General features: G+C 65.1%; 16 protein-coding genes and 1 pseudogene. 12 read left to right on the forward strand and 5 right to left on the reverse strand.

Annotated features, from left to right (window positions below):
* Nucleotides 1-15: 15 nt before the first annotated feature.
* Nucleotides 16-1,302, reverse strand: a complete 1,287-nt coding sequence (locus JN302_RS23145) for a dihydroorotase (protein WP_202329291.1) — start codon at nucleotides 1,300-1,302, stop codon at nucleotides 16-18.
* Nucleotides 1,299-2,267: an aspartate carbamoyltransferase catalytic subunit gene (locus JN302_RS23150; protein ID WP_202329292.1), complete on the reverse strand. Its 969-nt coding sequence runs from the start codon at nucleotides 2,265-2,267 to the stop codon at nucleotides 1,299-1,301. The genes JN302_RS23145 and JN302_RS23150 overlap by 4 nt, the downstream gene beginning before the upstream one ends.
* Before the next feature lie 227 nt (nucleotides 2,268-2,494).
* Here JN302_RS23150 and JN302_RS23155 point away from each other — a divergent pair, with 227 nt between their 5' ends.
* Nucleotides 2,495-4,162: a DNA alkylation response protein gene (locus tag JN302_RS23155; protein WP_202305624.1), complete on the forward strand. Its 1,668-nt coding sequence runs from the start codon at nucleotides 2,495-2,497 to the stop codon at nucleotides 4,160-4,162.
* A 19-nt stretch (nucleotides 4,163-4,181) separates the two neighbouring features.
* On the opposite strand, the gene JN302_RS23160 is transcribed toward JN302_RS23155, so the two are convergent.
* Nucleotides 4,182-4,568 carry a hypothetical protein gene (locus tag JN302_RS23160; protein WP_202329293.1) on the reverse strand — a complete coding sequence of 129 codons (387 nt, stop codon included), beginning with the start codon at nucleotides 4,566-4,568 and terminating at the stop codon, nucleotides 4,182-4,184.
* 634 nt (nucleotides 4,569-5,202) lie between these two features.
* Between JN302_RS23160 and JN302_RS23165 the strand changes: the two genes are divergently transcribed.
* The 5 genes and pseudogenes from JN302_RS23165 to JN302_RS39245 form a co-directional block, all read left to right on the forward strand.
* A complete protein-coding gene (locus tag JN302_RS23165; RefSeq protein ID WP_202329294.1) occupies nucleotides 5,203-9,018 on the forward strand; it encodes a DNA/RNA non-specific endonuclease in 3,816 nt (1,271 codons plus the stop codon).
* Nucleotides 9,015-10,157: a trypsin-like serine peptidase gene (locus JN302_RS23170; protein ID WP_202305630.1), complete on the forward strand. Its 1,143-nt coding sequence runs from the start codon at nucleotides 9,015-9,017 to the stop codon at nucleotides 10,155-10,157. The genes JN302_RS23165 and JN302_RS23170 overlap by 4 nt, the downstream gene beginning before the upstream one ends.
* Nucleotides 10,158-10,166: 9 nt before the next feature.
* Entirely contained in the window at nucleotides 10,167-12,320 is a 2,154-nt protein-coding gene (locus JN302_RS23175) for a trypsin-like serine peptidase (protein ID WP_202305632.1), read from the forward strand.
* Nucleotides 12,317-15,610 (forward strand): hypothetical protein, encoded by a 3,294-nt coding sequence (locus JN302_RS23180; RefSeq protein WP_202329295.1) that lies wholly within the window; start codon nucleotides 12,317-12,319, stop codon nucleotides 15,608-15,610. Before JN302_RS23175 ends, JN302_RS23180 begins: the two co-directional genes overlap by 4 nt.
* Before the next feature lie 331 nt (nucleotides 15,611-15,941).
* A pseudogene (locus JN302_RS39245) lies at nucleotides 15,942-16,241 on the forward strand (DUF6105 family protein); the annotation flags it as partial.
* On the opposite strand, the gene ruvX reads toward JN302_RS39245, so the two are convergent.
* Nucleotides 16,230-16,703 (reverse strand): Holliday junction resolvase RuvX, encoded by a 474-nt coding sequence (ruvX, locus tag JN302_RS23185; protein WP_202305636.1) that lies wholly within the window; start codon nucleotides 16,701-16,703, stop codon nucleotides 16,230-16,232. The pseudogene JN302_RS39245 and the gene ruvX overlap by 12 nt on opposite strands.
* 74 nt (nucleotides 16,704-16,777) lie before the next feature.
* Here ruvX and JN302_RS23190 point away from each other — a divergent pair, with 74 nt between their 5' ends.
* From JN302_RS23190 to JN302_RS23215, 6 genes are all read left to right on the forward strand, one after another.
* Complete coding sequence (locus JN302_RS23190) at nucleotides 16,778-17,485, forward strand: metal-dependent hydrolase (RefSeq protein ID WP_202329296.1); 708 nt, start codon at nucleotides 16,778-16,780, stop codon at nucleotides 17,483-17,485.
* Between the two features lie 106 nt (nucleotides 17,486-17,591).
* On the forward strand, nucleotides 17,592-18,014 hold the full coding sequence (locus JN302_RS23195; RefSeq protein ID WP_244741941.1) for a hypothetical protein: 423 nt from the start codon (nucleotides 17,592-17,594) through the stop codon (nucleotides 18,012-18,014).
* A gap of 112 nt (nucleotides 18,015-18,126) precedes the next feature.
* Nucleotides 18,127-18,414: an Asp-tRNA(Asn)/Glu-tRNA(Gln) amidotransferase subunit GatC gene (gene gatC, locus JN302_RS23200; protein ID WP_202305640.1), complete on the forward strand. Its 288-nt coding sequence runs from the start codon at nucleotides 18,127-18,129 to the stop codon at nucleotides 18,412-18,414.
* 3 nt (nucleotides 18,415-18,417) lie between these two features.
* Nucleotides 18,418-18,888: a GNAT family N-acetyltransferase gene (locus JN302_RS23205; RefSeq protein ID WP_202329297.1), complete on the forward strand. Its 471-nt coding sequence runs from the start codon at nucleotides 18,418-18,420 to the stop codon at nucleotides 18,886-18,888.
* A gap of 12 nt (nucleotides 18,889-18,900) precedes the next feature.
* Nucleotides 18,901-20,472 (forward strand): amidase, encoded by a 1,572-nt coding sequence (locus JN302_RS23210; RefSeq protein ID WP_202305651.1) that lies wholly within the window; start codon nucleotides 18,901-18,903, stop codon nucleotides 20,470-20,472.
* A 324-nt stretch (nucleotides 20,473-20,796) separates the two neighbouring features.
* Complete coding sequence (locus tag JN302_RS23215; RefSeq protein ID WP_202329298.1) at nucleotides 20,797-21,594, forward strand: YdcF family protein; 798 nt, start codon at nucleotides 20,797-20,799, stop codon at nucleotides 21,592-21,594.
* Here JN302_RS23215 and JN302_RS23220 read toward each other — a convergent pair.
* Nucleotides 21,570-22,295, reverse strand: a complete 726-nt coding sequence (locus tag JN302_RS23220) for a DUF599 domain-containing protein (RefSeq protein WP_202305655.1) — start codon at nucleotides 22,293-22,295, stop codon at nucleotides 21,570-21,572. The two genes, JN302_RS23215 and JN302_RS23220, sit on opposite strands and share 25 nt — an antisense overlap.
* Nucleotides 22,296-22,544 lie beyond the last annotated feature (249 nt).

The following is a 22,544-nucleotide window of genomic DNA, read 5'->3' on the forward strand; positions in this document are numbered from 1 at the left end:
GCCCCTCCCGCTGGTTCAAGCCGAAAACACTGTGCGGCCCGCCACCATGGTTTGCAAGACCTTCCCCTGCAGCCGGGCGCCCTCGAAGCAGGTGTTCTTCGAGCGCGAGCGGATGCTGGCTTCGGTGACCACCCAGGGCTCGCCGAGATCGACGACCGCCAGATCGGCCGGCGCGCCGGGCCTAAGCGTGCCGCCTGGCAGCCCGAACAGCCGCGCGGGCGCGGTGGACAGAAGCTCGACCAGCCGCAAAAGCGGCACGTCGCCATTGTGATAGAGCCGAAGTGCGGCGCCGAGCAGCGTCTCCAGGCCGATCGCGCCCGCGGCGGCGTCCGCGAAGGGCAGCCGCTTGGTGTCGACGTCCTGCGGGTCGTGTGAGGAAACGATGATGTCGACGGTGCCGTCCCTGACGGCTTCGATCATGGCCAGCCTGTCGTCCTCCTCCCGCAGCGGCGGCGACAGCCGGAAGAAGGTGCGATACTCGCCGACGTCGTTCTCGTTCAGCGACAGATGGTTGATCGACACGCCGGCCGTGACCCTGGAGCCGTCCGCCTTGGCACGGGCGATCGCCGCGGCCGACATGGCTGTCGAGACCTTCGCGGCATGGTAGGTGCCGCGTGTCAGCCGCGCCAGCGCGAGATCGCGCTCCAGCGGGATCGCCTCTGCCTCGCGCGGAATTCCGGAAAGACCGAGCCAACTCGCATAGAGACCTTCGTTCATGACGCCCGAGGAGGCGAGGTCGGCATCCTGCGTCTCATGGGCGACGACCGCCCCGAAGTCGCGCGCATAGGTCAGCGCGCGGCGCATGACCAGCGCGCTGGAGATCGTGCGGCGCCCGTCGGTGAAGGCGACCGCGCCTGCCTCGCGCAGTAGGCCGAACTCGGTCATCTCGCGTCCTTCCAACGCCCTGGTGATCGCCGCCGCAGGGAACACGTTGACCGAGGCTGTTTCGCGCGCCGTGCGCAGCACGAACTCGACCAGCGCGATGTCGTCGATGACGGGGTCGGTGTCCGGCATCATAACGATGGAAGTGACACCGCCGGCCGCCGCCGCGTGACTGGCCGATGCGATCGTTTCGCGATGTTCGGCTCCGGGCTCGCCGATGAAGACGCGGCCGTCGACCAGGCCGGGAATGATGGCCTTGCCGGAGCAATCGATCACCGTGGCGCCCTCAGGAACGCCCTGATTCCGGGCCGCGGCGCCGGCTGCGGCGATCTTCTTGCCCTCGACGACGACGCTGCCGGTCTCGTCGAGGCCGCGGGACGGGTCGACGACGCGGGCGTTGTGGAAGACCGTGACCATCATGCCGCTTCCTTGTTGCGGCGCGGATCAAGCAGCGCTTCCATGACCGCCATGCGCACCGCGACCCCCATTTCGACCTGCTCCTGGATGACGCTTTGCGGCCCGTCGGCGATCTCCGAGGCGATCTCGACACCACGGTTCATCGGACCAGGATGCATGACCAGGGCGCCCTCCCTGGCCGCCTTGAGCTTTTCGGCGTCGAGACCCCAGTAGCGGAAATATTCGCGCACCGACGGCACGAAGGCGCCGGCCATGCGCTCGCGCTGGAGGCGCAGCATCATGACGACGTCGGCGCCCTTCAGGCCCTCGGCCATGGATTGGGAAACCTCGACACCCATCCGGGCGATGCCGGAGGGAAGCAGCGTGGAAGGCGCGACGACGCGCACCCGCGCGCCGAGCGCATTGAGCAGCAAGATATTCGACCGTGCGACCCTGGAATGGAGGATGTCGCCGCAGATCGCCACGGTCAGCCGCGCGATGTCGCCCTTGGCGCGGCGGATGGTGAGGGCGTCGAGCAGGGCCTGGGTCGGGTGCTCATGCGCGCCGTCTCCGGCATTCACAACGGAGCAGCCGACTTTCTGGGCGAGCAGCGCGGCGGCGCCGGCCGACTGGTGGCGGATGATCAGGATGTCTGGCCGCATGGCATTGAGGGTCATGGCGGTGTCGATCAGGGTCTCGCCCTTCTTCACCGACGAACTGGCCACCGACATGTTCATCACATCCGCGCCGAGCCGCTTGCCGGCCAGTTCGAAGGACGACTGGGTGCGGGTCGAGGCCTCGTAGAAGAGGTTGATCTGCGTGCGGCCGCGCAGTGTGGATGTCTTCTTCTCGGGCTGGCGCGAGATTGCGACGGCGGCGTCTGCCCGGTCGAGCAGAAGCTGGATATCGGCGGGAGATAGGTCGCGGATGCCCAGCAGATGCCGATGCGGGAAGGGCGGGAAGATCGGCGGGGACGAAGCGTCTGTCATCTCAAGCGGCTGCTATAGGCGTGCCGGCTCCCGGCCGCAAGCCGTGCCGGGCGGCGTCGTTCCTTGTCCAACGGGATTTTGTTCGCGCCGCATGCTCCTTCGGCTATAAGTCGGCGCGGGCGCCCGGATTCGCGGCCGGCGCCGCGATCTTGGAGAGTCCTTTACGCGTCCCTTCGGGTGCGCAAAGAATGCTCCGGGAGCAAGTATCCACGCATCGTGCTTTCCGAATGTTTCGATCGGCCGATGCGGCAGCGGAAGGAATCCGGGTGAACCACGACGTCACGAACCAGCCGCCGCCGCTGACCGGTTCCAATGCGTGGCGGGGCGATCCGCTTCTGGTGCAACTGGCCGAGAACTTCTCGCCGGCCGTGCGCAAGGACCTCGACGCCCAAGGCCGATTCGTGATGAGCCAGGAGGCGCAGGATCTCGCCCGCCTGGCCAATTCCGAGACGCCGAAGCTGCGGACGCACGATCGCCAGGGCCGACGCATCGACCTCGTCGAATTCCACCCCGCCTATCACGCGCTGATGCGCCGGTCGGTGACGGTCGGCCTGCATTCCTCCGTCTGGGAGAACGGCGATGCGGAGACAGGCCGGCGCCATCAGGTGCGGGCGGCCCGCTTCTATTTGACCGCGGAGCTCGAATGCGGGCATCTGTGCCCGATCACCATGACGAGCGCCTCGCTGGCCGCGCTGATGGCGAGCCCCAAGCTCTTTCGCGAATGGGCGCCTCGGGTGACCACCCGCAAATACGACCAGAGCCAGAAGCCGCCGGTGGAAAAGGCCGGCCTCACGCTCGGCATGGGCATGACGGAGAAGCAGGGCGGCACCGACGTGCGCGCCAATTCGACCAGGGCCGAGCGGGCCGGCGGCGGCTTCTATCGCATCACCGGCCACAAATGGTTCATGTCGGCGCCGATGTCGGACGCCTTTCTGATGCTGGCGCAGGCGCCGGAGGGGCTCTCCTGCTTCCTGGTGCCGCGCCTCCTGGGCGACGGCAACGGCAACGGCCTCAACTTCCAGCGACTGAAGGACAAGCTCGGAAATCGGTCCAACGCGTCCTCCGAGGTTGAGATCAACAGCGCGATCGGCGAAATGGTCGGTGAGCCGGGCGCCGGCGTGAAGACGATCATGGACATGGTGACGCTGACCCGGCTCGACTGCGCGGTCGGCTCGTCGGGCATCATGCGCGCGGGGCTGGCCGAGGCCATCCATCATGCGCGCCACCGCAACGTCTTCGGCAAGGCACTGATCGAGCAGCCGCTGATGCAGAGCGTGCTGGCCGACATGGCGCTCGATGTGGCGGCTGCGACGGCATTGTCCTTCCGCTTGGCGCGGTCCTTCGACGAGGCAGCCTCCAACCGGGGCGAGGCAGCCTTCGCGCGCGCCATGACGCCTGTGGTCAAATACTGGGTGTGCAAGATCGCCCCGCCGCTGCTCTACGAGGCGATGGAGTGCCTCGGCGGCAACGGCTATGTCGAGGAGGCGCCGCTCGCCCGCTACTACCGGGAGGCGCCGGTCAACGCGATATGGGAAGGCTCCGGAAACGTGATGGCCCTCGACGTGCTGCGCGTGCTCGGGCGAGGGCCGGCACTGTTCGACGAGGTCCTGGCAGGAATCGAGAAGGATCTCGGCGGTCAGAGCGGGAAAGGCGCCACCGGCGTGCTGCGAGCGGCCATGCAGGTCGCGGCCTCGGACGAGGGTTCGGCGCGGATCCTCACCGAGCAACTCGCTTTGTCCGCCGCCGCCGCGGAGTTGCGCAGGCTGGGCGCGGGTCGTATCGCCGACGCCTTCATCGAGACCCGGCTTGCCGGCCAGTGGCGCGGCACCTACGGCATGCTCGACGCCCGCCATGACGCTCGGCTGATCATCGACACGCTTTATCCTGCGAACTGAGGCCGGGCCGGACGGCGGCCTATTTCCTGCTGAACTCGATCCGGGCGGTGACGATCCGCTCGCCGCTCCTGGGATGTGATTCGGAGGTGACGAGGCGCATGCGTCCGCTGCCGAGGCTCGCGACCTGCATTCGTGCGGTGCGGCCCGTGTCATTCCTTGCAGGCCAACGGATACGGAGGTCGAGCGTGCCGCCGTTGCGCGAGCCGGAAAGCGTGGCCGGGCCGCGGATCGACCCGACATAGGAGCCGGTGTAGCGAGCGCCCTGGGCCTGGAGATCCGCACCGATCCGTCGCGAGAACACGACGTTGGCCCGGCAGGCGCCCTGCATGCTGATCTCTTCGCCGTCGGCCCTTGAATCCAGCGTGCAGGACACGTGCATCGGCTGCGCATCGGGTTTCAATCGCACCTGACCTGTGCCCTGCCAGTTCCCGGAGAGGTCTGGAGAAAGTCACTTTCATCCGCGATGGCAGAGGAACCGGTGAGCGACGCCATGAGGATAGCGGGAAACACTCTGGTCGATCCGATCATCTGTTCACGCCTTTGCCGGCTGCGGTGCGGGATGCGGCTTCCTTCAACGCGGATTTCAACGCGGGCGAAAGCGGTCGGCTCCCGACGATCGGGTCACGTTCGCTTACACCGTCTCAGAATGCCGCGACGACCAACATCGGCCGTCGCTCGCCATCACGTGGCCGCGGCTTCCGCGCCGAAACGATGTCGCCACGTTTCCCTATTTGGGAGTAGGTGTCAAACACAAACGGACGAAATGAAAAGTAATTATGTTTCGATCTCATCGTTTATATCGATATTCTGGATGGATTGAGGCTGCGTGATCGTCTTCATCAGCCGGATGTCTCATATCTCCCGAAATCGGAAGGTGAAAGTCTGAAGTCGTTCGCAGAGTCGATAGAAGCGACGTCATAATACGTTGAAATATAATTTGAACAATTGTACAATGGCACCGTTTTGTAAAGCGCATATCAAGCAAATTTGACAGTGGCTGACACGAGGTTCGGACGATGTCGCGTGTGGGCGATGAGACTTTGCGTTCATTTCTTGCCGGTACGACTTCGTCGGGCGGTGTCGAAGAGCTCGTCGAGGCCGCGGGCAATTTCGAGTCCGCGAGAGGAACTGACCCGCTGAGGCGGCGGACTCTGGAGAAACTGGCCCGAGGGACGCCGCTCGAGCCGGATGAGCGTTTCCATCTGGAGGCGATCATCATCCCGGAGAAGCGTCCGGCAATCGACATCATCGAGGGCGACTATCAGGTACGGCATCCCGACTGGCTTCATTTCAACAACGAACCCGTGCGTTCCCGACTGCGCGCGGCGATCGCCGGCATTGGACGCATCGAGCTGCCCAACCATCCGACCTTGCCCTACGGAGGGACCGGCTTCGTGGCCGGCGACGGCCTCCTGATGACCAATCGGCACGTCGCCGAGATCTTCGCTGAAGGTTTGGGCACGGCGGGCCTTCGCTTCATCCCGGGACTCGAGGCCGGTATCGATTTCCTGAAGGAGCGGCGTAGCAGCAGGGAGCTTTTCCTGCGCGTGAAGCAGATCGTCATGATCCATCCCCACTGGGACATGGCGCTGCTGAAGGTGGAGGGCCTGCCCTCCGGCGTGCGGAAGCTTACCCTGTCCACGCTCGACCCGGGGGCCGTGGTCGGCCGCGAGGTGGCGGTGGTAGGCTATCCCACCTTCGATATCCGCAATCCGGCCGACGTCCAGAACATGGTCTTCGGCGGCGTCTACGGCGTCAAGCGGCTGCAGCCGGGGGAGATGAAAAGGGTCGCAGGCGTGGAGAGCTACGATCATTCGGTCGAGGCCGCGCTGCACGACAGTTCAACCCTCGGAGGCAATTCGGGTTCCTGCGTCCTCGATCCAGGCACAGGCGAAGTGGTCGGGCTGCATTTCGGCGGGCGCTACGCGGTCGCCAACTATTGCGTGCCCGCGGGCGAACTCGCCCGCGACGGCCGGGTCATCGACGCCGGCGTCGGCTTTTCGGCTCCCGTTACACGGCGCGCCACCAAATGGGACGAAGCCTGGCGCAGAGCCGATGCGCTCGCCCGGCCCAAGGAGGATACCGGCGGCGGCTTGACGGCGGCTGGCGCGACGCGGCCGTCGCTGGCCGGAACCGCAATGCCAGCCGGTGGCGAGACAAGCATCGTCATCCCGCTCGAAATCACCGTGCGGCTCGGGCAGGCGCGCGCCGGCGCGGAGGTCGGCGCCGCGGCAGCCGGCGCGCAGCCGGAGGCGGAGCGGGCGGTCGAGCCGATCCATGACGCCGACTATTCGACCCGCAAAGGCTACGATGCCCGATTCCTCGGGGTCGAGGTGCCTATCCCGGAACCACGCAACCAGGGCGATCTGGTGCGGATGGAGAATGGCAGCCACGTTATCCCGTACCACCATTTTTCCGTCGTCATGCACAAGAAGCGCCGCCTGGCGCTGCTTGTGGCGTCCAATGTCAGTGCCCGACCGGAAACCAAGAGACCAGGAAACAGGCCCGACTCCGACTATGGGCGTAAGGGCCTCGGGGGCCTGAGCAAGAACGACAGGGAGAAGTGGTTTTCCGACCCGCGCATCCTCGCAGAGGAGCAACTGCCCGACAAATTCTACAATCAGGACCGTAAAGCCTTCGACAAGGGTCACATCGCGCGCCGCGAGGACGTCGCCTGGGGTCAGACCTATGACGAGATGCGCAACGCCAATGGCGACACGTTCCATGTGACGAACTGCTCGCCCCAGATACTCGGCTTCAATCGCTCGTCCGAAGGTGCCGACAATTGGGGCGATCTGGAGAATCTGGTCCTGAGTGAGGCGAAGGCGGAAGGTCTCGCCGTCTTTGCCGGGCCCGTACTGGCGGCGGACGACCCGATCTTCTCGGGTGTGGATCTTCAAAGTCCGATCGCCGTGCGCATCCCGCGCCGCTACTGGAAGCTGATCGTGGCGGCCAAGGACGGCAGACCGCAGAGCTTCGGGTTCCTGCTCGAGCAGGATCTCTCGGCCGTCGACATGGAGTTCGCCGTTCCGCAGCGTTGGCGCCGGTTCATGGCCGGCGTCGGCGAAATCGAAGCCCTGGCCGGCATCGATTTCTCCGATGAGATACGCGTTGGCGACCAGTCCGGAACGGCTGGCGGTGCGCATATCCGCGAAAGCGCAGCCATCGAGGCGCTGCCTCGTCCCGCCAGAGAACCGCGATCGCCGAAACCGGTCCCAGCCTCGGTTGCGCCGCGGATCGATCTCAGCGAGATCCTCGACTTCTGGCGAGGGTTGCAGAAGGCCGGCATCCGCTCGCCCCAGGACGCACGCTTCGTCGTCGGCCTGGCCGAGCCGATATCCGATGCCACCATAGAGTCGATGACGAAGGCGGCGCTCGGGCTGGAGGTCGTCGTCGGTCCGCTGTTCGCGCCCGACCGCGAGCTCGACCGCTTTCGCGCAATCGATGTTCCCGGCGTCGTGTCCGACGATCGTTCCGACCTGTTCGATGTCGCCCGCGTCCTCAACGACGTGCTCGGCAGCGAAACGGTCGAGCCGGATCTGTCGACCCGCTACTACGAAGCGGACAGGGATATTCCGCCGGAGGGCAGCGCCGAAAGCGCGGACTGGGCCTTCTGGTGCTGGGTCAACGACGATCCGGCCAATCGGCCCGTCGACAGCGACTGGGCGATCAACAAGACCAAGGTACGCCAGGCATGGGTGTTTTCCGAGCAGGAGGGGCGGCCGCGCGGCGGCAAGGGCATCATCGTCTTCCAGCCGGACACCGGCGTAGTCCCCGGCCATCCCGAATTGCCGAAGAACATCCACAAGGACAAGCGGGCGGCGAATTTCGTCGAGATCGGCAAGCCGCCCGTCGATCCGATGAATGGGGGCGGCAACCCAGGTCACGGCACAGGTACCGGCAGTGTCGTGGCCAGTCCCGAAAAGGGAAGAATGAGCGGGTCGGCGCCCGACGCCACCCTGGTTCCCATTCGCTGCGTGACGTCGGTCGCTGTCTTCGACCAGAGCCGGGTGGCCCAGGCCATCGACCATGCCCGGCTGAACGGCGCCCATGTCATCACAATGAGCCTCGGCGGCGTGCTCAGCTCGGCGCTGCACGCCGCGGTGAAGAAGGCGGTCGCCGCGAACATCATCGTGGTGGCAGCCGCCGGCAACTGCGTCGGTACCGTGGTATGGCCCGCCCGTTATGACGAGATGATCGCCGTCGGCGGAATCAATGAGAAGTTCCGGCCGTGGATCGGATCGAGCCATGGCGGCGCCGTCGATATTTCGGGCCCGGCCGAACTGGTGTTGCGCGCCGACGCACGGGATCTGGTCGATCCCGGCAAAGTCGGCGGCGGCCAGGGAACCTCCTTTGCAACGGCCCATCTGGCGGGCGTCGCCGCTTGCTGGCTCGCCCATCACGGCCGCGACGCTCTCCTTGAGCGTCTCGGCCCCGGCATGACCCTGCAGGACCTTTTCAAATCGCTGATCCGGCGATCCGCGATCGTGCCCGCCGGCTTCAATACCGGCGAATATGGCGCCGGCATCGTCGACGCTGAAGCTCTGCTGCGAGCCGACCCGACCCCGTCCGGGGCGCTGGAAGCCATTGTCCCTTCACCGCGCACGAATGCCGAGCAGGTGCGCGATCTTCTGGCCGAAGTCGGTGGGAGAGGCCAGGCCGAAGCCGCCGGCCCTATGCTCACGGAAAGCCAGAATCTGCTCGAAATGGCCTGCATCGGGCTCGACATGGCGCGCATCCCCATGACGAAAAGGGCGCAGCTCGAATCGTTGCCGCCGCTGCGCATCTCCGGCGGCCTCAAGCGGCGCATGGACCCGGTCACCGCGCAAGTCGTGTTCAGGGGAGGCGTCAGATGAACGGCGTCGACGGATTGAAGCTTGAACGCACTGCCCGCTGGGCCCGGCGCCTGCTGATGCCGCGGGGCGGTGCGCAGGAGGCCGGCGGCGAGCTCGGCGTCGGGTACGAATCGGCCTCACCGGGAAGCGGGCTCGGCCAAGCGGACATTTCTGCTATCGCCAGCCGCCTTGCAAGCGCACGCACGTCGAAGGGCGAGACGGTGTCAAGGACGGAGGCCGAAGGCTTGGCGCGGAGCCTCGTTGCCGATGCGCGCAGGGGGCTGGAGAAGCTCGAGGGCGCCGCCGAGGGCGTTCTTGGACAGCCGGAAGCCGTTGCCCTGGAGGCCGTGCTTCTGACGCGCGGCCGCCCGGCAGTGAAGGTGATGGGCGCCGAACTTGAAGACATCAATGCGTATCCGGAGTCCGGCATGTGGGCCCAGCTGGTCGACGACCACCGGGCAAATGTCATGGCCGTCACTATGGCGACCGCTGCTGTGCGGGTGACCGATACGCTGCTGACGGACCGGCAGTGGGTCCAGGGCACCGCCTTCCTGATCGGCGACGGGCTGGCCATGACCAACCGGCATGTCCTGTTTCCACCCGGCCAGGGAACGCGCCTGGCGCGGCGCCTGCCCGGAACGACGAACGCCCGGATGAAAGGCGAATACGAGGTGCTTCTCGATTTCGCCTTCGACAGTGGCGCGCGGCGCGACCTGACCTATCGGATCACGGGCGTGCCTTTCGTTGCGGAGGATGCGGACCCCATCGACGCCGCCGTTCTCCAGGTCGAGCCGGTTGCCGGTGCGGCGAAGCCGCTGACGGTCTCGAAGAACAGCATCTTCGACATCGATCGTCTCTTCATCGTTGGCCATCCAGGGCGGGTCGGCAATGTACCGGACGATATCTTCGCTGTGTTCGGCGAGCCCGACGAGCGCAAGCGCGTCAGTTTCGGCACGCTGATGGACATGGTCGAACCCGGTCAGATCCACGTCGTGCATGACGCTTCCACGATCGGCGGCTATTCCGGCGCCGGCGTTCTCGGCTTCGCCACGGCGCAGGTGAGGGCGCTGCACTACTGGGGCGATTCGGTGTCCGGAAACCGAGCCATTGCGTCGGATGCCCTGCGCGCGCATAAGGTTCTTGGCCCAATGATCCCCTAGGGATGCGCCATGAAGTTGACACCCGCTGAGCTCGATGCCCTGGCCGCGGCTTGCACGGAACACCTCCATCCCGGCCGCCTCGAAACCGCAGCCCGTCAATATCAGATTGCCGTCGACATCGATGCCTTCATCAAGGCGCATTCGGCGGGGCGTTCCTCGGGTGAACTGAGTGTGGCGCGCGCTATCCTCGATGCGCTGAACGAGCTTGAGATCGCCTGCGACCTGGCCGAAAGGCTCTACTTCGAAATGGATACGGTCGAGGCCTTCCAGGCCGTGGTGGGTCCGCTGACCCGCTCCGCGAAGTCGAGCGAACAGGCTCACCAGGCATTCCTGCGCCGCCGCGACCATTCCCTGACTGTCCCGCGCCTCAAGCAGCTCAATGAAGAGATCGGCCCGAGAGTGTGCTGCATTGTCGGCGACTTCCTGCTGAACGGCGAGCGCAAGACGAGCCTCGGCACCGGGTTCCTGGTGGGACCCGACATCATCCTGACGGCGATGCATGTCGTCGACCTCCTGGTGCTTCGGCACAAGGAGGCCGAAGTTCCGCGCGCTTTCAAGGCCGTGTTCGACTTCGAGTCGGGCGACCCTATCGCGGGCCTTGAGAAGCTCAGCAACGCACGGTTCCTGCGCATCGTCGATTTTCACGCAACGGATTGGCTAAGGGCCAAGAGCGACAAGCTCGCGTGGGACGGAACCGTAAAGACGCCCGACCAGACCCAGATCGGTGAACTGAAGAGCCATCTGGACTTCGCGCTGATCCGGCTCGCCGAACCTGTCGGCAATCAACCGGTTCGCCCAGGCGCGGCAAGGCCGAGGGGCTGGATCGAAACACTCCTGCCGCCGGCGACGTCCTATGCCGACGGAGCACGGGTGATCATTCCCCAGCATCCGTTCGGCTTCGCGCGCAGGGTCGACTTCGGCGCCATCTCGAAATGCTGTGAATCGGGGACAAGGATGGTCTCCAGGATAGAAACGGAGGAGGGCACGTCGGGCGCGCCCTGTTTCGCCTGGGATCTGACCCTGATCGGCGTCCACAACGCTGCGTTCAAGCCCAACAAGGTCCTGGAGGGCAATCAAGCCATTCGCTTCGACGCCATCTGGCCGGCGATCAGCGCCGTCGTGCCGCAGGCGCCACCACCACCACTGCGAAAAAGGACCTGGCGTCTTGGCCGCCGGAACGGCGGGATCGCTCCGATCCTGGGCCGGACAAAGCTACAGGACTGGCTGAATGCCGCCCTTACCAAGGCAACTGCGGCGACTGGCCGGAGCCGCAGCGACCGCGTCTACGCAGCCGATGCGCCGTCGCTGGGCGCCGGAAAGACGTTCACCGTCGACGTCGTCAGGTCGATTCTGGCCAGTGAGCCCGATGACATCGTTATCGTCCTTGGCGGCGAGCGGGAACTTCTCCCCGACCGGCTGGAGGATTTCGTCGTCGCCCTTGCCGCGGGGTTCGGCCTGACCATCAAGCATGATGAAATCCCGGAACAGCCAAGTGCTGCCCTTCCCAGGGGGGATGGGGACAAGATCGACCGCTGGGCCTCGCAGAGAATGCCTTCGTGGTTCGCCGAGCGCCTTGCCGCCCATCGCGTCACGGCCGTGAACAAATCGCAACACGCCAGGGCCGCGAAGGCCGGCAACGACGCACTCGGCGTGGCGACCGACGCAGTCGTGCTGGAACTCGCCAATGCCGTTTCCGATGTCATCGAACCCAAGGATCGCTGGCGCAATACATGGATCATGATCGATGACCTCAACGTGCGGCCGATGTCGGCGCAGGTGAGAGGCTTTGTCGCCGGGCTGGTCGGTGCCGATGTCGACGAGAGCGCCATCATCGACGTGCGCGCGTCGCTGTATTGGCTCTTCCTGGGCGCCACGCCGGATTTTCTGGTGCCGGACGACTTCACCAAGGAGGCGCTTTCGGCCGACGACATCTCCGTCGATGATGTCGCGGTTTCGATCGGGGCGGCCTTCGACGAAGCCGAGATCACCGACGTCGAGCCGCCGTCACAGATCGAAGCGGCCGCGCTCAGGAACGCGATACCGGTGTTGCTGGACCGTCTGCGTCAGAGCGGCATCAACGACGAGACGTTCCTGACACTCGGTCAGCAACTGGTCGCGAGGCACATCGAAAGCGCCTATCAGAGGCACGGACGAACGCTATGAAATCCGGAGCAAATGACCTGCTCACATCCTTGCTGGCCAGCGAGGAGGTGCGTCAGGCGTTGGCGAAAACGGGGCCCAAGGTGCTGGAGACGATCTCGCGCCTGGCGCCTTCCACCCAAAGCGGCACGTCGCAGCGAGCGGACCCCGCAACGCCCCCCCAGTCGCCGACAGTCACGCGCGCGCTGGTGGCGGCGGCGGTCCGATACAATTTCGATCCGACCCTGCTCGATGGCGATCCGGCCGCGCGTGACCGCGCCTTGTCCCAGTCTTCACTGATCAGCGTGGGCGGCACCAAGCTGCTGCGGCTCTCCAATGCCGAACGCACGCGCATCCTCGATTCGCCGGAGATACAGGAACTGCTGCCGGCCTGCCTGGCTGAACTCGAACAGCCTGATGAGGTGGTCATCGGCTCAACGCACAGCAGTCCCGAAGCGTTGATCGATGCGTATCTGCGCGAAATGCTTCGCGGGCGGCTTGGTACGGGACCTCAAGGGTGGCCGCCTCAGCACTATCGGGCCATCAAGGCCGCCCGGGATGCCCTGGAGGGCGTGGCGCGTCTTGCGCCCTCGGTGCCCTCCGTGAACGATTGCCGGCGCCAGGCGGGACTCACCGATCTCCTCAGCCCGCTCGGTGTCATGATCGGCCTGGACGAGGCAAGTCCTCAGGGACGTACGGATCGGTTCGCCGGCCGCGCGGAGGAGCTCGAAATCCTGCGCAGCATCGTCGACGAGCTCGATTCGGAATCGGCGGTCGAATATGTCAGCCGGGCAGCTATCCGCGTGGGCGCCGCCGTTGCGCAGGCGGCGGGCGTGCGCCGCCCCCGCATGCTGACGATCAAGGCGCGCGGCGGACTTGGCAAGACTGCGCTGATTGCCAAGTTCATCCATGATCATGCCACGGCAGCCAACAGGAAGTTCCCGTTCGCCTTCCTCGACTTCGACCGGGCGGACCTGCAGCCGCGCAGCCCCGGGCTCCTCATCATCGAGATAGCCCGGCAACTCGCTCTGCAATATGCCGCCCAGGAGCCGGCGCTCGAACAGTTGCAGAATTCGATCCGGCGTTCGCTCACCGGACAGGAATTCACTATGCTCGGCGAATGGTGCGATGCCTTGCGAGCCGTCGTGCGCGATGCGCTTGCGGCGAGCAACGCGCGGACATTCCTTCTGGTGCTGGACACGCTCGAGATTGTCGATGCCGACCCCGAGGCCATGAACGGCACGATTACGTTGCTCAGGTTCTTGACGGAGGCGCCCTTTCCGGAACTGTGCGTGGTCGCTTCCGGCCGTTCCGGATTGGACGAGCTGGAAAACCCCGATGCCCCGCAATTCAGCGTTAAGACGAAAAACCTTGAACCGCTGTCGATGGCCGATGCCCGCGAGATGGTCGACAAGCTTGGCAGGCAGCTGATGGGCAGCGAATGGAAGGACGAATGGGTCCCGAAGATCGCGGGCCGCCGCCGCGACCCGGCCGCCCGACGCGAGCCGCTGACATTGCGCCTGGCCGTGGAACTCGTACGTGACGCATCGCCCGAGCAACGGGAGCCTCTTGTCAAGGAAATCCAGCTGCTGGGTGAAAAGGCTGACCAGGAGTTCGTCGGCGTGCTCTACGAGCGGCGTGTCCTCGATCACATACGCGACAAGCAGGCGCGCAAGCTGGCGTGGCCGGGCCTCGTGGCGCGAACCGTGACCCGGCAACTTGCAAGCGACGTGCTCGCGCCCGTTTGCGAGCTTACGCCGGAGCAGGCCGGCCAGGCTTTCGACAGCCTATCGCGCGAAGGCTGGATCGTCGAGCCGTTCGGTCATGCGCTGCGCCATAGGCGCGACCTGCGCGCCCGCACGCTGCCGCTGATGCGTCGGAAGCCGGAAAAATTCGACAAAGTCGTCGATGCATTGATCGACTATTATGGTGCGCCGCCAAACGACGACCCCGTCGAAAGGGCCTACTACATCTTTCTTCGCGGAAGAACTGAAGAGATAAGGCCCGATGCCTTTCCCGAGCAGGTGCTGACGGCGCTCGCACGCGACCTCGAGGATTTCGAACCGGGGTCTCCCGGCTGGTGCCTGCTCGAGGCCAAATTCTCCGAACGACCGCTCGAACTCGAGCATCTGCGTCGCCTGCCGGACGACTTGCTCTGGGACCATGTCGGGCGCACCGGAAGCGGCCTGCGCGGCATGAATGACCGAAAAATCGAACCTCGCGTGCGTTTCCTTCTCGACAAGGGGCAGCCATCCACCGGGGGCACAATCGGCGCGCACAGTGCCTGGCAGGCGATCCAGATGAAATGCGGCTTCTGGGGCCGCCTCGATCCGCGCGATCTGGTGATGCCGGCCGAACAATATGACCTGACGCAACTGGCATTCTACATTGCGCGGCTTTCGCTGGCAGGGCAGGTCGCGCCGGACTACTGGCTGAAGAAGTATCAGCCTTTGTATGACCGGATCACCGGTAGCCGCGGCAATGACAACTGGCATGCGCTTGCCCAGGCCCTTCTTACCGCGCATATGTACGATCCCGGACTGGCTACCCTTATCGACAGTCGCATCCGTGACGCGCTGGCAAGCTCGAGCGGCCAGGGCCGTCTGCGCGAATGCTCGTTGCGGCTGATCCTGCTTGTCGGGGCGGCGAGCAGGCGATCGGCGATCACCGCCTGGTGCAAGCTGGAAGCCGCGCGTATCGCAAACGGTATCTCGTTTGCCGAGTTCGCCATCCTGGCCAGTTCCGGGGGCGCACAGTGCTTGGCGGCGCCAAATGCCACCGTGCTCGATTATCTCGATGACGCCGAAAGGCTTCGCTATCCCCTGGAGGACCAGCAATTCAGCGAGATACCTCACCTGATCATCCAGAACCTCGACGTCATTGCAGCGGCGAGACAAATGATCGAATGGGTCGCCCTTCAGGACGACGATTGGGTCGCGCGCTTTGCCGGTTCCTATTGCTTCGTGCGCGAACCCGAGTGGATCGTCCCCTTCGCCTATCTGCTCGACAAGGTGCTGCCGAAAGCATGGCGCATGAATGTCAATCTGCCGGCCGACGCATACGATCCGGAAGCCAGCGGCTTGTTCAAGCGCCTCACGACCACGCTGCTCGGAGCGCAGACTCCATCCGATCTTCTCGGCTTCCTCGGCTGGGCGGACCGGGCCGGGGATTTCGGACGTACGGTGAACCTGCTCGGCAGACTCCTTCGCGGCGGCGAGGCAAGCGAACTCGGCGCGCTCATGGCGGTTCGGGACGCGTCTCGTGCACGATTGCGGGAGTTGCAATCGCGCCTGCAGGGATCGCCGGCGAACTGACTTGCGCGGTGCTGTGGGACTATGCGCCCGAGGCGGTCCGCCATTAACCTTAACAGATGGTTTAGATTGCGGCGGACGGCGGCAGGGGCCACAGTCCTTCGATGCGTCAGACTTTCGCGCCATTCCTGGCCTTCCAGCCGATGAGCGGCCTTGCCTTGCCGGCGATGGCGGTCGGGAGCGGCAGAGCATGTGCGGCATTCGATTGCTTGGGCGTCACGACCGTCGACGGGCATCCGCCATCCGGTGCCGGTGGCCGCGCGGCCGCTGTGGAGGGGGCCATATCTTCGCGCACTTCCGAATGCGCCGACGTCAGTTTCGATGAGGAGCGGTCATGAAATACATCCTAGCCGCCTGGGCGATGCCGCTCATCCTGTTCTGGGGCTGGTATTTTCTGTCCCTGAACGACATCAATTTCGGCTACGTCATGCTGAGCCGTCAACTGCACGATCTCGTCTTCGAACTCTATGGTGAAATACTGGGAATCGATCCGGCAACCATACCGGCGCTCGTTGCCAGGGCCTGCGCGATCGATACGCTGCTGCTCTGCGCCATATGGGCCTTTCGGCGCCGCCGCGAACTGCGCACCTGGTGGCGGACGCGCCGTGTCACGACCTGGGGATCAATCCCCTCGCAGGGACTTCAGCCGGTCGAGAACGCCTTGGAGGATGAAGGCCGCGGCAGCCGAATCGATGCGCGTCTCCCGCTTCTTGCGGGAGACGTCCATCTCGAGCAGCGCCCGTTCGGCGGCTACCGTGGACAGCCGCTCGTCCCAGAAGGCAAAGGGTAGATCGCTCATCCGTGCGATGTTGCGGACGAAGGCGCGCGAAGCCTGTACGCGCGGACCTTCGCTGCCGTCCATATTGACCGGCAGGCCGATGACGACGGCGCCGGCATTGTCCCGGGTCAACTGCTCGAGCAGAACGGCGGCATCGATCGAGAACTTCTTGCGCAGGATCACCTGGCGCGGATGGGCGAAGGAGAGCCCGACGTCCGAAACGGCCACGCCGATCGTCTTGTCGCCCAGGTCGAGGCCGGCCAGCGTCTTGCCGCGCGGCAGCCAGGCAGGCAATTCCTCTATCGCGATGACGGGCAAAAGCGGGGCTTCCCATTGATTTGGTCGTCCGCCGTTCTATCCTCGCGTCGAACCGAAATCGAGGAGCAAGTCCCATGAAAATCACCTGGTATGGTCATTCCGCGTTCCGCGTCGAGGCCGGCGGGGCAAAAATCCTGATCGATCCGTTCCTTACGGGCAATCCTTCATGGGGTAAGGGATGGGAGGAGGCGGCAGAGGGCGTGACCCATGTGCTGCTCACCCACGGCCACAACGACCATGTCGGCGACGCCGTGCCGATCCTGCAGAAATCAGGCGCCATGCTTGTGGCCAATTTCGAGATCTGCATGTTCCTTGTCGGAAAGGGCGTGAGCGACAAGAAGATCAATCCCGGCAATCACGGCGGAACGGTCGACTGCGGCGGCTTCACCACGACATTCGTGCAGGCGCTCCATTCCTCGTCCTTCGGCGGCGAGCGCGGCGCCAACACTTATCTCGGCAATCCGGGAGGACTGGTCCTGCACTTCCCGGAAGAGCCGACGGTCTACCATATGGGCGACACCGACATCTTCTCCGACATGGCGCTGATCAACGAGTTGCACGAGCCCAAGATCGGCATGGTGCCGATCGGCGACCGCTTCACCATGGGCGGCGCAGTGGCTGCGCACGCCTGCCGCCGCTTCTTCAATTTCGAGACCGTTATCCCCTGCCACTACGCCAGCTTCGGCATCATCGACCAGACGGCCGACAAATTCGTCGCGGGCATGGAGGGGTCCAAGACGCGGGTCGCACTGACGAAGGTTGGCGAGGCCTTCACCATCTAGCAAGCAAAGCGGCACCGCGGTCTTCCGACAAGAACCTGCGGCAAGAGATGCGGTCAGGCAGGAAGCGGAAGTGAGGCTACGCAGATCGAATTCGGGAAAATAACACATGGTCATTGGCTTGGGAGGCTTTTCTCTAGCGATTCTTGCGCTCGCGTCGACCATGCCCGCGGTCGCGGCGGACGATTTCATCTCAGGGGTCTATGCGCCGAGCGAGGATCTCTGCGCCCAGGCGAGAACGGAGGGTCTCCAGACCGTGCTGGAGGCCGGTAACGTCCTGCTCACCGCCCGCGGCTTCGAGGGCATCGAATATCACTGTGAATTCCTCGATGTGACCAAGGCGGCGCGATCCGCAGGCTGGCTGGCGAACGCCCTGTGCGAGCAGCCCGGACATGCCTTTCCGGATGTGGTGTCGATCATGCCGCGGGCCGAGGGGCAGTTGGAAATCACCTCGGTGCGCGTCGCCGATCCCGACGACGCCGGCGGCAATGGCGGCACCTATTTCCAGTGCGAGGGCGTCGAGGCGCCCTGAAGCGCGCGGCGCCGCCGCTGTTGCGGCGCGTCGGCGGGCCATGCCGGTTGCGCGTGGCGCGCCACGAAGCTATAGCCCGGCCTGATCCTCCTTTGACCGCCGAGGCGAGAGAATGTCCGTCGATACCGATACTGTAAAACGCGTCGCGCACCTTGCCCGCATTGCCGTCACGCCGGAGGAGGCGGAACGCATGACCGGCGAGCTCAACGCCATTCTGGGCTTCGTGGAGCAACTGAACGAGGTCGACGTGACCGGCGTCGAACCGATGACGTCGGTGATCCCGATGGAGATGAAGAAGCGCCAGGACGTGGTGACGGAGGGCAACAAGGCGGCCGACATCGTCGCCAATGCGCCGGCCACCGAAGAGAATTTCTTCCTGGTGCCGAAAGTGGTGGAATAGGCCATGGCGATCGAGATCGCGGCCGAAAGCCCGTTGCAGGAGGAGGTCCGCGCGCTGATCGCCGAGCTCAACGCGGCCTTGCTCGAATTGACCCCGCCCGAATTCTGCTTCCACATGACGGTCGAGGAGATGGCGCAGTCCGACACCACGGTCTTCGTCGCGCGGGATGAGGGCGTCGCCGTCGCCTGCGGTGCCCTGAAGCGGCACGAAGACGGCGTCGGCGAGGTGAAGCGCATGTATACGCGCCCTTCGCACCGTGGCCGGCGGATCAGGGTGGCGATCGTCGCGCGCATAGAGGCGCTGGCGCGAGCCGAAGGCATGACACGACTGGTGCTCGAAACCGGCGATCGCCACCCGGCGGCCTGGACGGTTTACGAGTGGGCCGGTTTCTCTCGTTGCGGACCGGTGCTCGACTACCCGGATTCGCAGTGGTCGGTATTTTATGCAAAGCCGCTCGTTGCCGAAGTGGCCTGAACGGATGTCCAGATGACCAACCTGACCAGACTGACCATCGCAGAAGCACGCGCGAAGCTGCGCTCCAGGGAAATTTCCGCGGCCGAACTGACCGACGCCTATCTCGCGGCGATCGATGCGGCCAATCCGCAGCTCAACGCCTATGTCGCCGTCACCCACGACAAGGCGCGGGACATGGCCAAGGCGTCGGACGCGCGGCTCTCCAGGGGCGAAGCCGGTCCGCTGGAAGGCATTCCGGTCGGCATCAAGGACCTGTTCGCGACCGAAGGCGTGCACACCCAGGCCTGCAGCCATGTGCTCGACGGCTTCAAGCCACGCTACGAATCGACGGTGAGTGCCAATCTGTGGGCCGACGGCGCCGTCATGCTCGGCAAGCTCAACATGGACGAGTTCGCCATGGGCTCGTCCAACGAGACGTCCTATTACGGGCCGGTGATCAACCCCTGGCGCCGTTCGCGGACGATGACGACGGTGACGCCGTCGACCCATATGGGCGAGGGCGGTTTCGTCTCCGGCGGCGGCGGCGTGCGCGCCGCGCGTTCCCTCGACAATGCCCAGCTCGTGCCGGGCGGCTCGTCCGGCGGCTCGGCCGCAGCGGTCTCGGCCTTCCTTTGCGCCGGCGCGACCGCGACCGATACGGGCGGCTCGATCCGCCAGCCCGCCGCCTTCACCGGCACCGTGGGCATCAAGCCGACCTATGGCCGCTGCTCGCGCTGGGGCATCGTCGCTTTCGCCTCGTCGCTCGACCAGGCGGGCCCGATCGCGCGCGACGTGCGGGATGCGGCGATCCTTCTGAAATCCATGGCGTCGGTCGACCCCAAGGACACTACCTCGGTCGACCGCCCGGTGCCGGACTACGAGGCTTCCGTCGGCCAGTCGATCAAGGGGCTCAAGGTCGGCATCCCGAGGGAATACCGCATCGACGGCATGCCGCAGGAGATCGAGGAGCTCTGGCGCAAAGGCATCGCTTGGCTCAAGGATGCCGGCGCCGAGATCGTCGACATCTCGCTGCCGCACACCAAATACGCCCTGCCGGCTTACTACATCGTTGCGCCGGCCGAGGCGTCCTCGAACCTGGCGCGCTACGACGGCGTCCGTTACGGGCTGCGCGTTCCCGGCAAGGACATCGTCGACATGTATGAGAAGACCCGCGCCGCCGGCTTCGGCCGCGAGGTCAAGCGCCGTATCATGATCGGCACCTATGTGCTCTCCGCGGGCTACTACGACGCCTACTATCTCCAGGCCCAGAAGGTCCGCACCCTGATCAAGCGCGACTTTGAGCAGGCGTTCGACGCCGGCGTGGACGTGATCCTGACGCCGGCCACGCCGTCGGCCGCCTTCGGCGTCGCCGACCAGGACATGAACGCCGACCCCGTCAAAATGTATCTCAACGACATCTTCACCGTGACGGTGAACATGGCAGGGCTTCCGGGTATCGCCGTCCCGGCGGGGCTCGACGAGAAGGGCCTACCGCTCGGCTTGCAGCTCATCGGCCGGCCGTTCGACGAGGAGACGCTTTTCCGGGCCGGTGACGTCATCGAGAAGGCCGCCGGGCGTTTCGAGCCCGAGGTCTGGTGGGCCTGAGCCTGGGGGGATTTTTGCGTTTCGGGCCTGTGGGGCAAGCGCTGTCGCAATCTGCGTGTCGACGTTGCCGCGGGCTTCGCCATAGGTCCTTGATCCACTGCGTGAAGGATATCCGCCCCGGACGCAGGACCGCTCCGGCACTGGCACCGGCCGAATTCGAGGGTGGGACAACGGCGATCGGGCGGGACGTTCCTCGCCGGACGTCCCCCGCGGCTTTGGGAATGTTCGAGGCGTTGCAGGACAGCGTCTGGTCCGGTGCCCGCTTTCAATTGCTCCACTCAATGCTCTACGAAGTCGCCAGATAGCTGAGCCGCGGGGGCGCGCATGTTCTTCGTCATCTCAAAGATCTTCTGGTTCTTCGCCCAGCCCGCCAATCTGGCGGTGCTGCTGATCCTGACGTCCCTTGCCGCCACGGTGTTGGCGTGGCGGCGGCTTGCTTTCTGGACCGGCAGCGGGGCGGCTCTCGTGCTGGCGCTGTCCGTCTGGTCGTCACTCGGCGCCAATCTCCTCGGGCTTCTGGAGGATCGCTTCCCCAGGCCGGATGCTCTGCCCGAGCGCATCGACGGCATCGTCGTGCTGGGCGGCGGGCTCGAGGGCGGCATCAACAAGGTTCGGGGCGGCTACGAGCTGAACAGTTCAGGCGACCGTTTCGTCGAGACGGCGATCCTTGCGCGGCGCTATCCAAATGCAAAGATCCTCGTCTCGGGCGGCTCGGGTGAGCTTCTGCTCGATGGCGAGGCCGACGCCGACACGGCGCCGCGGTTGCTCACCGCGCTCGGTGTCGCGCCGGAGCGGCTGATCCTGGAGAACAGATCGCGCAACACCGACGAGAACGCGCGCTTCTCGCAGAGACTGGTCGAGCCGCAGCCAGGTGACACCTGGCTGCTGGTGACATCGGCCTTCCACATGCCGCGCTCGGTCGGCCTGTTTCGAAAGGCCGGCTTTCCCGCGATTCCCTGGCCGGTCGACTACCGGACGTCAGGGGAGGAAGGGGCCGGATTCTTTGTCGACAATGCGATGGATTCGCTGCAGAACACCACGCTCGGCATCCGCGAGTGGATCGGTCTGTTCGTCTACTGGATAACCGGCCGGATCGATCAGCTCTTGCCCGGCCCGGGCTGATCGCCGGCTTCGAGCACTGTCCGCCGCGCGGCTGAAAAGAACTGACGTCGGATGAGAACGCCGAGCACCAGTATGGTCGCGACCACGAACGGCCCGGGCCCGACGAACCAGCCGAGATAGCCGATCGAAAACAGGATGCCCCGCAGGCCGGTGTTGAAGTGCTTGCCGGCGAGGATGTTCATGCGCGCAGCACGCCGTTCGGCCAGTTCGACCTCCGTGTCATTGCCGCCGTCTTCGCCTCGCATCGGCACGGCGCCGATCAGGATGGAGCAATAGTTGAACAGCCGGTACGACCAGGCGAACTTGAAGAAGGAATAGGCCATCAGCACGGCGAGGCCGAGAACCTTCATCTCGAAGACGCCGCGCACGGGTTGCGTGACGTAAGGCAGGTCCGAGAGCACGACCAGAACCTTGTCCGATTGCTGGAGCAGAGCAAGGCTTCCCCCGAGCGCGATCAGCGAGGTCGAGGCAAAGAAGGCCGTGCCCTGCTGCAGGCCGATCATGATGCTGGTGTCGACCATGCGCAGATCGCGCCTGGCCATCGTATGCATCCAGACTTCGCGCTGCACGTTCATGGCGCGCGTCAGCGATGTGCGGGAAAAAAGCCTGCCTTCGACCGCCAGCGCATAGAACGCCCACACAACGAGAAAGAAGACGAGTGCGAGAACGTCCATCGCGGCGAGCGGAAAGGAATCGGCCATGTCCGGATTTCTACCATAGATGATCGGCCGGGGCGCTGGTGCGGGCGTCCGGCGCGCGCCTTGCCTCCGCCACAACTCTTGCCGGTTCCTTTACGAAGAGTTGAGGTCAAGCTTCTGATTTCATTAAACTTGTGAGGGGCATGAGAAGATGTCGCAGGACGGTTGCCCAGATTTCGCCTCTTTTGTCGTTGCGAAGCCCATGCGAAGCGCGTATCTAGCGTGCGGGCATTGGGAGTGGAAACGGAACGG

This window comes from Mesorhizobium sp. L-8-3 (assembly GCF_016756615.1).
Lineage (GTDB): Bacteria > Pseudomonadota > Alphaproteobacteria > Rhizobiales > Rhizobiaceae.

What these genes read in the sequence shown, in the direction of transcription:
- JN302_RS23220 (WP_202305655.1), bottom strand. Translation starts at nt 22,295, where the DNA reads ATGGCCGATTCCTTTCCGCTCGCCGCGATGGACGTTCTCGCACTCGTC.
- JN302_RS23170 (WP_202305630.1), top strand. Translation starts at nt 9,015, where the DNA reads ATGAACGGCGTCGACGGATTGAAGCTTGAACGCACTGCCCGCTGGGCC.
- JN302_RS23210 (WP_202305651.1), top strand. Translation starts at nt 18,901, where the DNA reads ATGACCAACCTGACCAGACTGACCATCGCAGAAGCACGCGCGAAGCTG.
- JN302_RS23145 (WP_202329291.1), bottom strand. Translation starts at nt 1,302, where the DNA reads ATGATGGTCACGGTCTTCCACAACGCCCGCGTCGTCGACCCGTCCCGC.
- JN302_RS23205 (WP_202329297.1), top strand. Translation starts at nt 18,418, where the DNA reads ATGGCGATCGAGATCGCGGCCGAAAGCCCGTTGCAGGAGGAGGTCCGC.
- JN302_RS23150 (WP_202329292.1), bottom strand. Translation starts at nt 2,267, where the DNA reads ATGACAGACGCTTCGTCCCCGCCGATCTTCCCGCCCTTCCCGCATCGG.
- JN302_RS23190 (WP_202329296.1), top strand. Translation starts at nt 16,778, where the DNA reads ATGAAAATCACCTGGTATGGTCATTCCGCGTTCCGCGTCGAGGCCGGC.
- JN302_RS23180 (WP_202329295.1), top strand. Translation starts at nt 12,317, where the DNA reads ATGAAATCCGGAGCAAATGACCTGCTCACATCCTTGCTGGCCAGCGAG.
- gatC (WP_202305640.1), top strand. Translation starts at nt 18,127, where the DNA reads ATGTCCGTCGATACCGATACTGTAAAACGCGTCGCGCACCTTGCCCGC.
- JN302_RS23175 (WP_202305632.1), top strand. Translation starts at nt 10,167, where the DNA reads ATGAAGTTGACACCCGCTGAGCTCGATGCCCTGGCCGCGGCTTGCACG.
- JN302_RS23155 (WP_202305624.1), top strand. Translation starts at nt 2,495, where the DNA reads ATGTTTCGATCGGCCGATGCGGCAGCGGAAGGAATCCGGGTGAACCAC.
- JN302_RS23195 (WP_244741941.1), top strand. Translation starts at nt 17,592, where the DNA reads ATGGTCATTGGCTTGGGAGGCTTTTCTCTAGCGATTCTTGCGCTCGCG.
- JN302_RS23215 (WP_202329298.1), top strand. Translation starts at nt 20,797, where the DNA reads ATGTTCTTCGTCATCTCAAAGATCTTCTGGTTCTTCGCCCAGCCCGCC.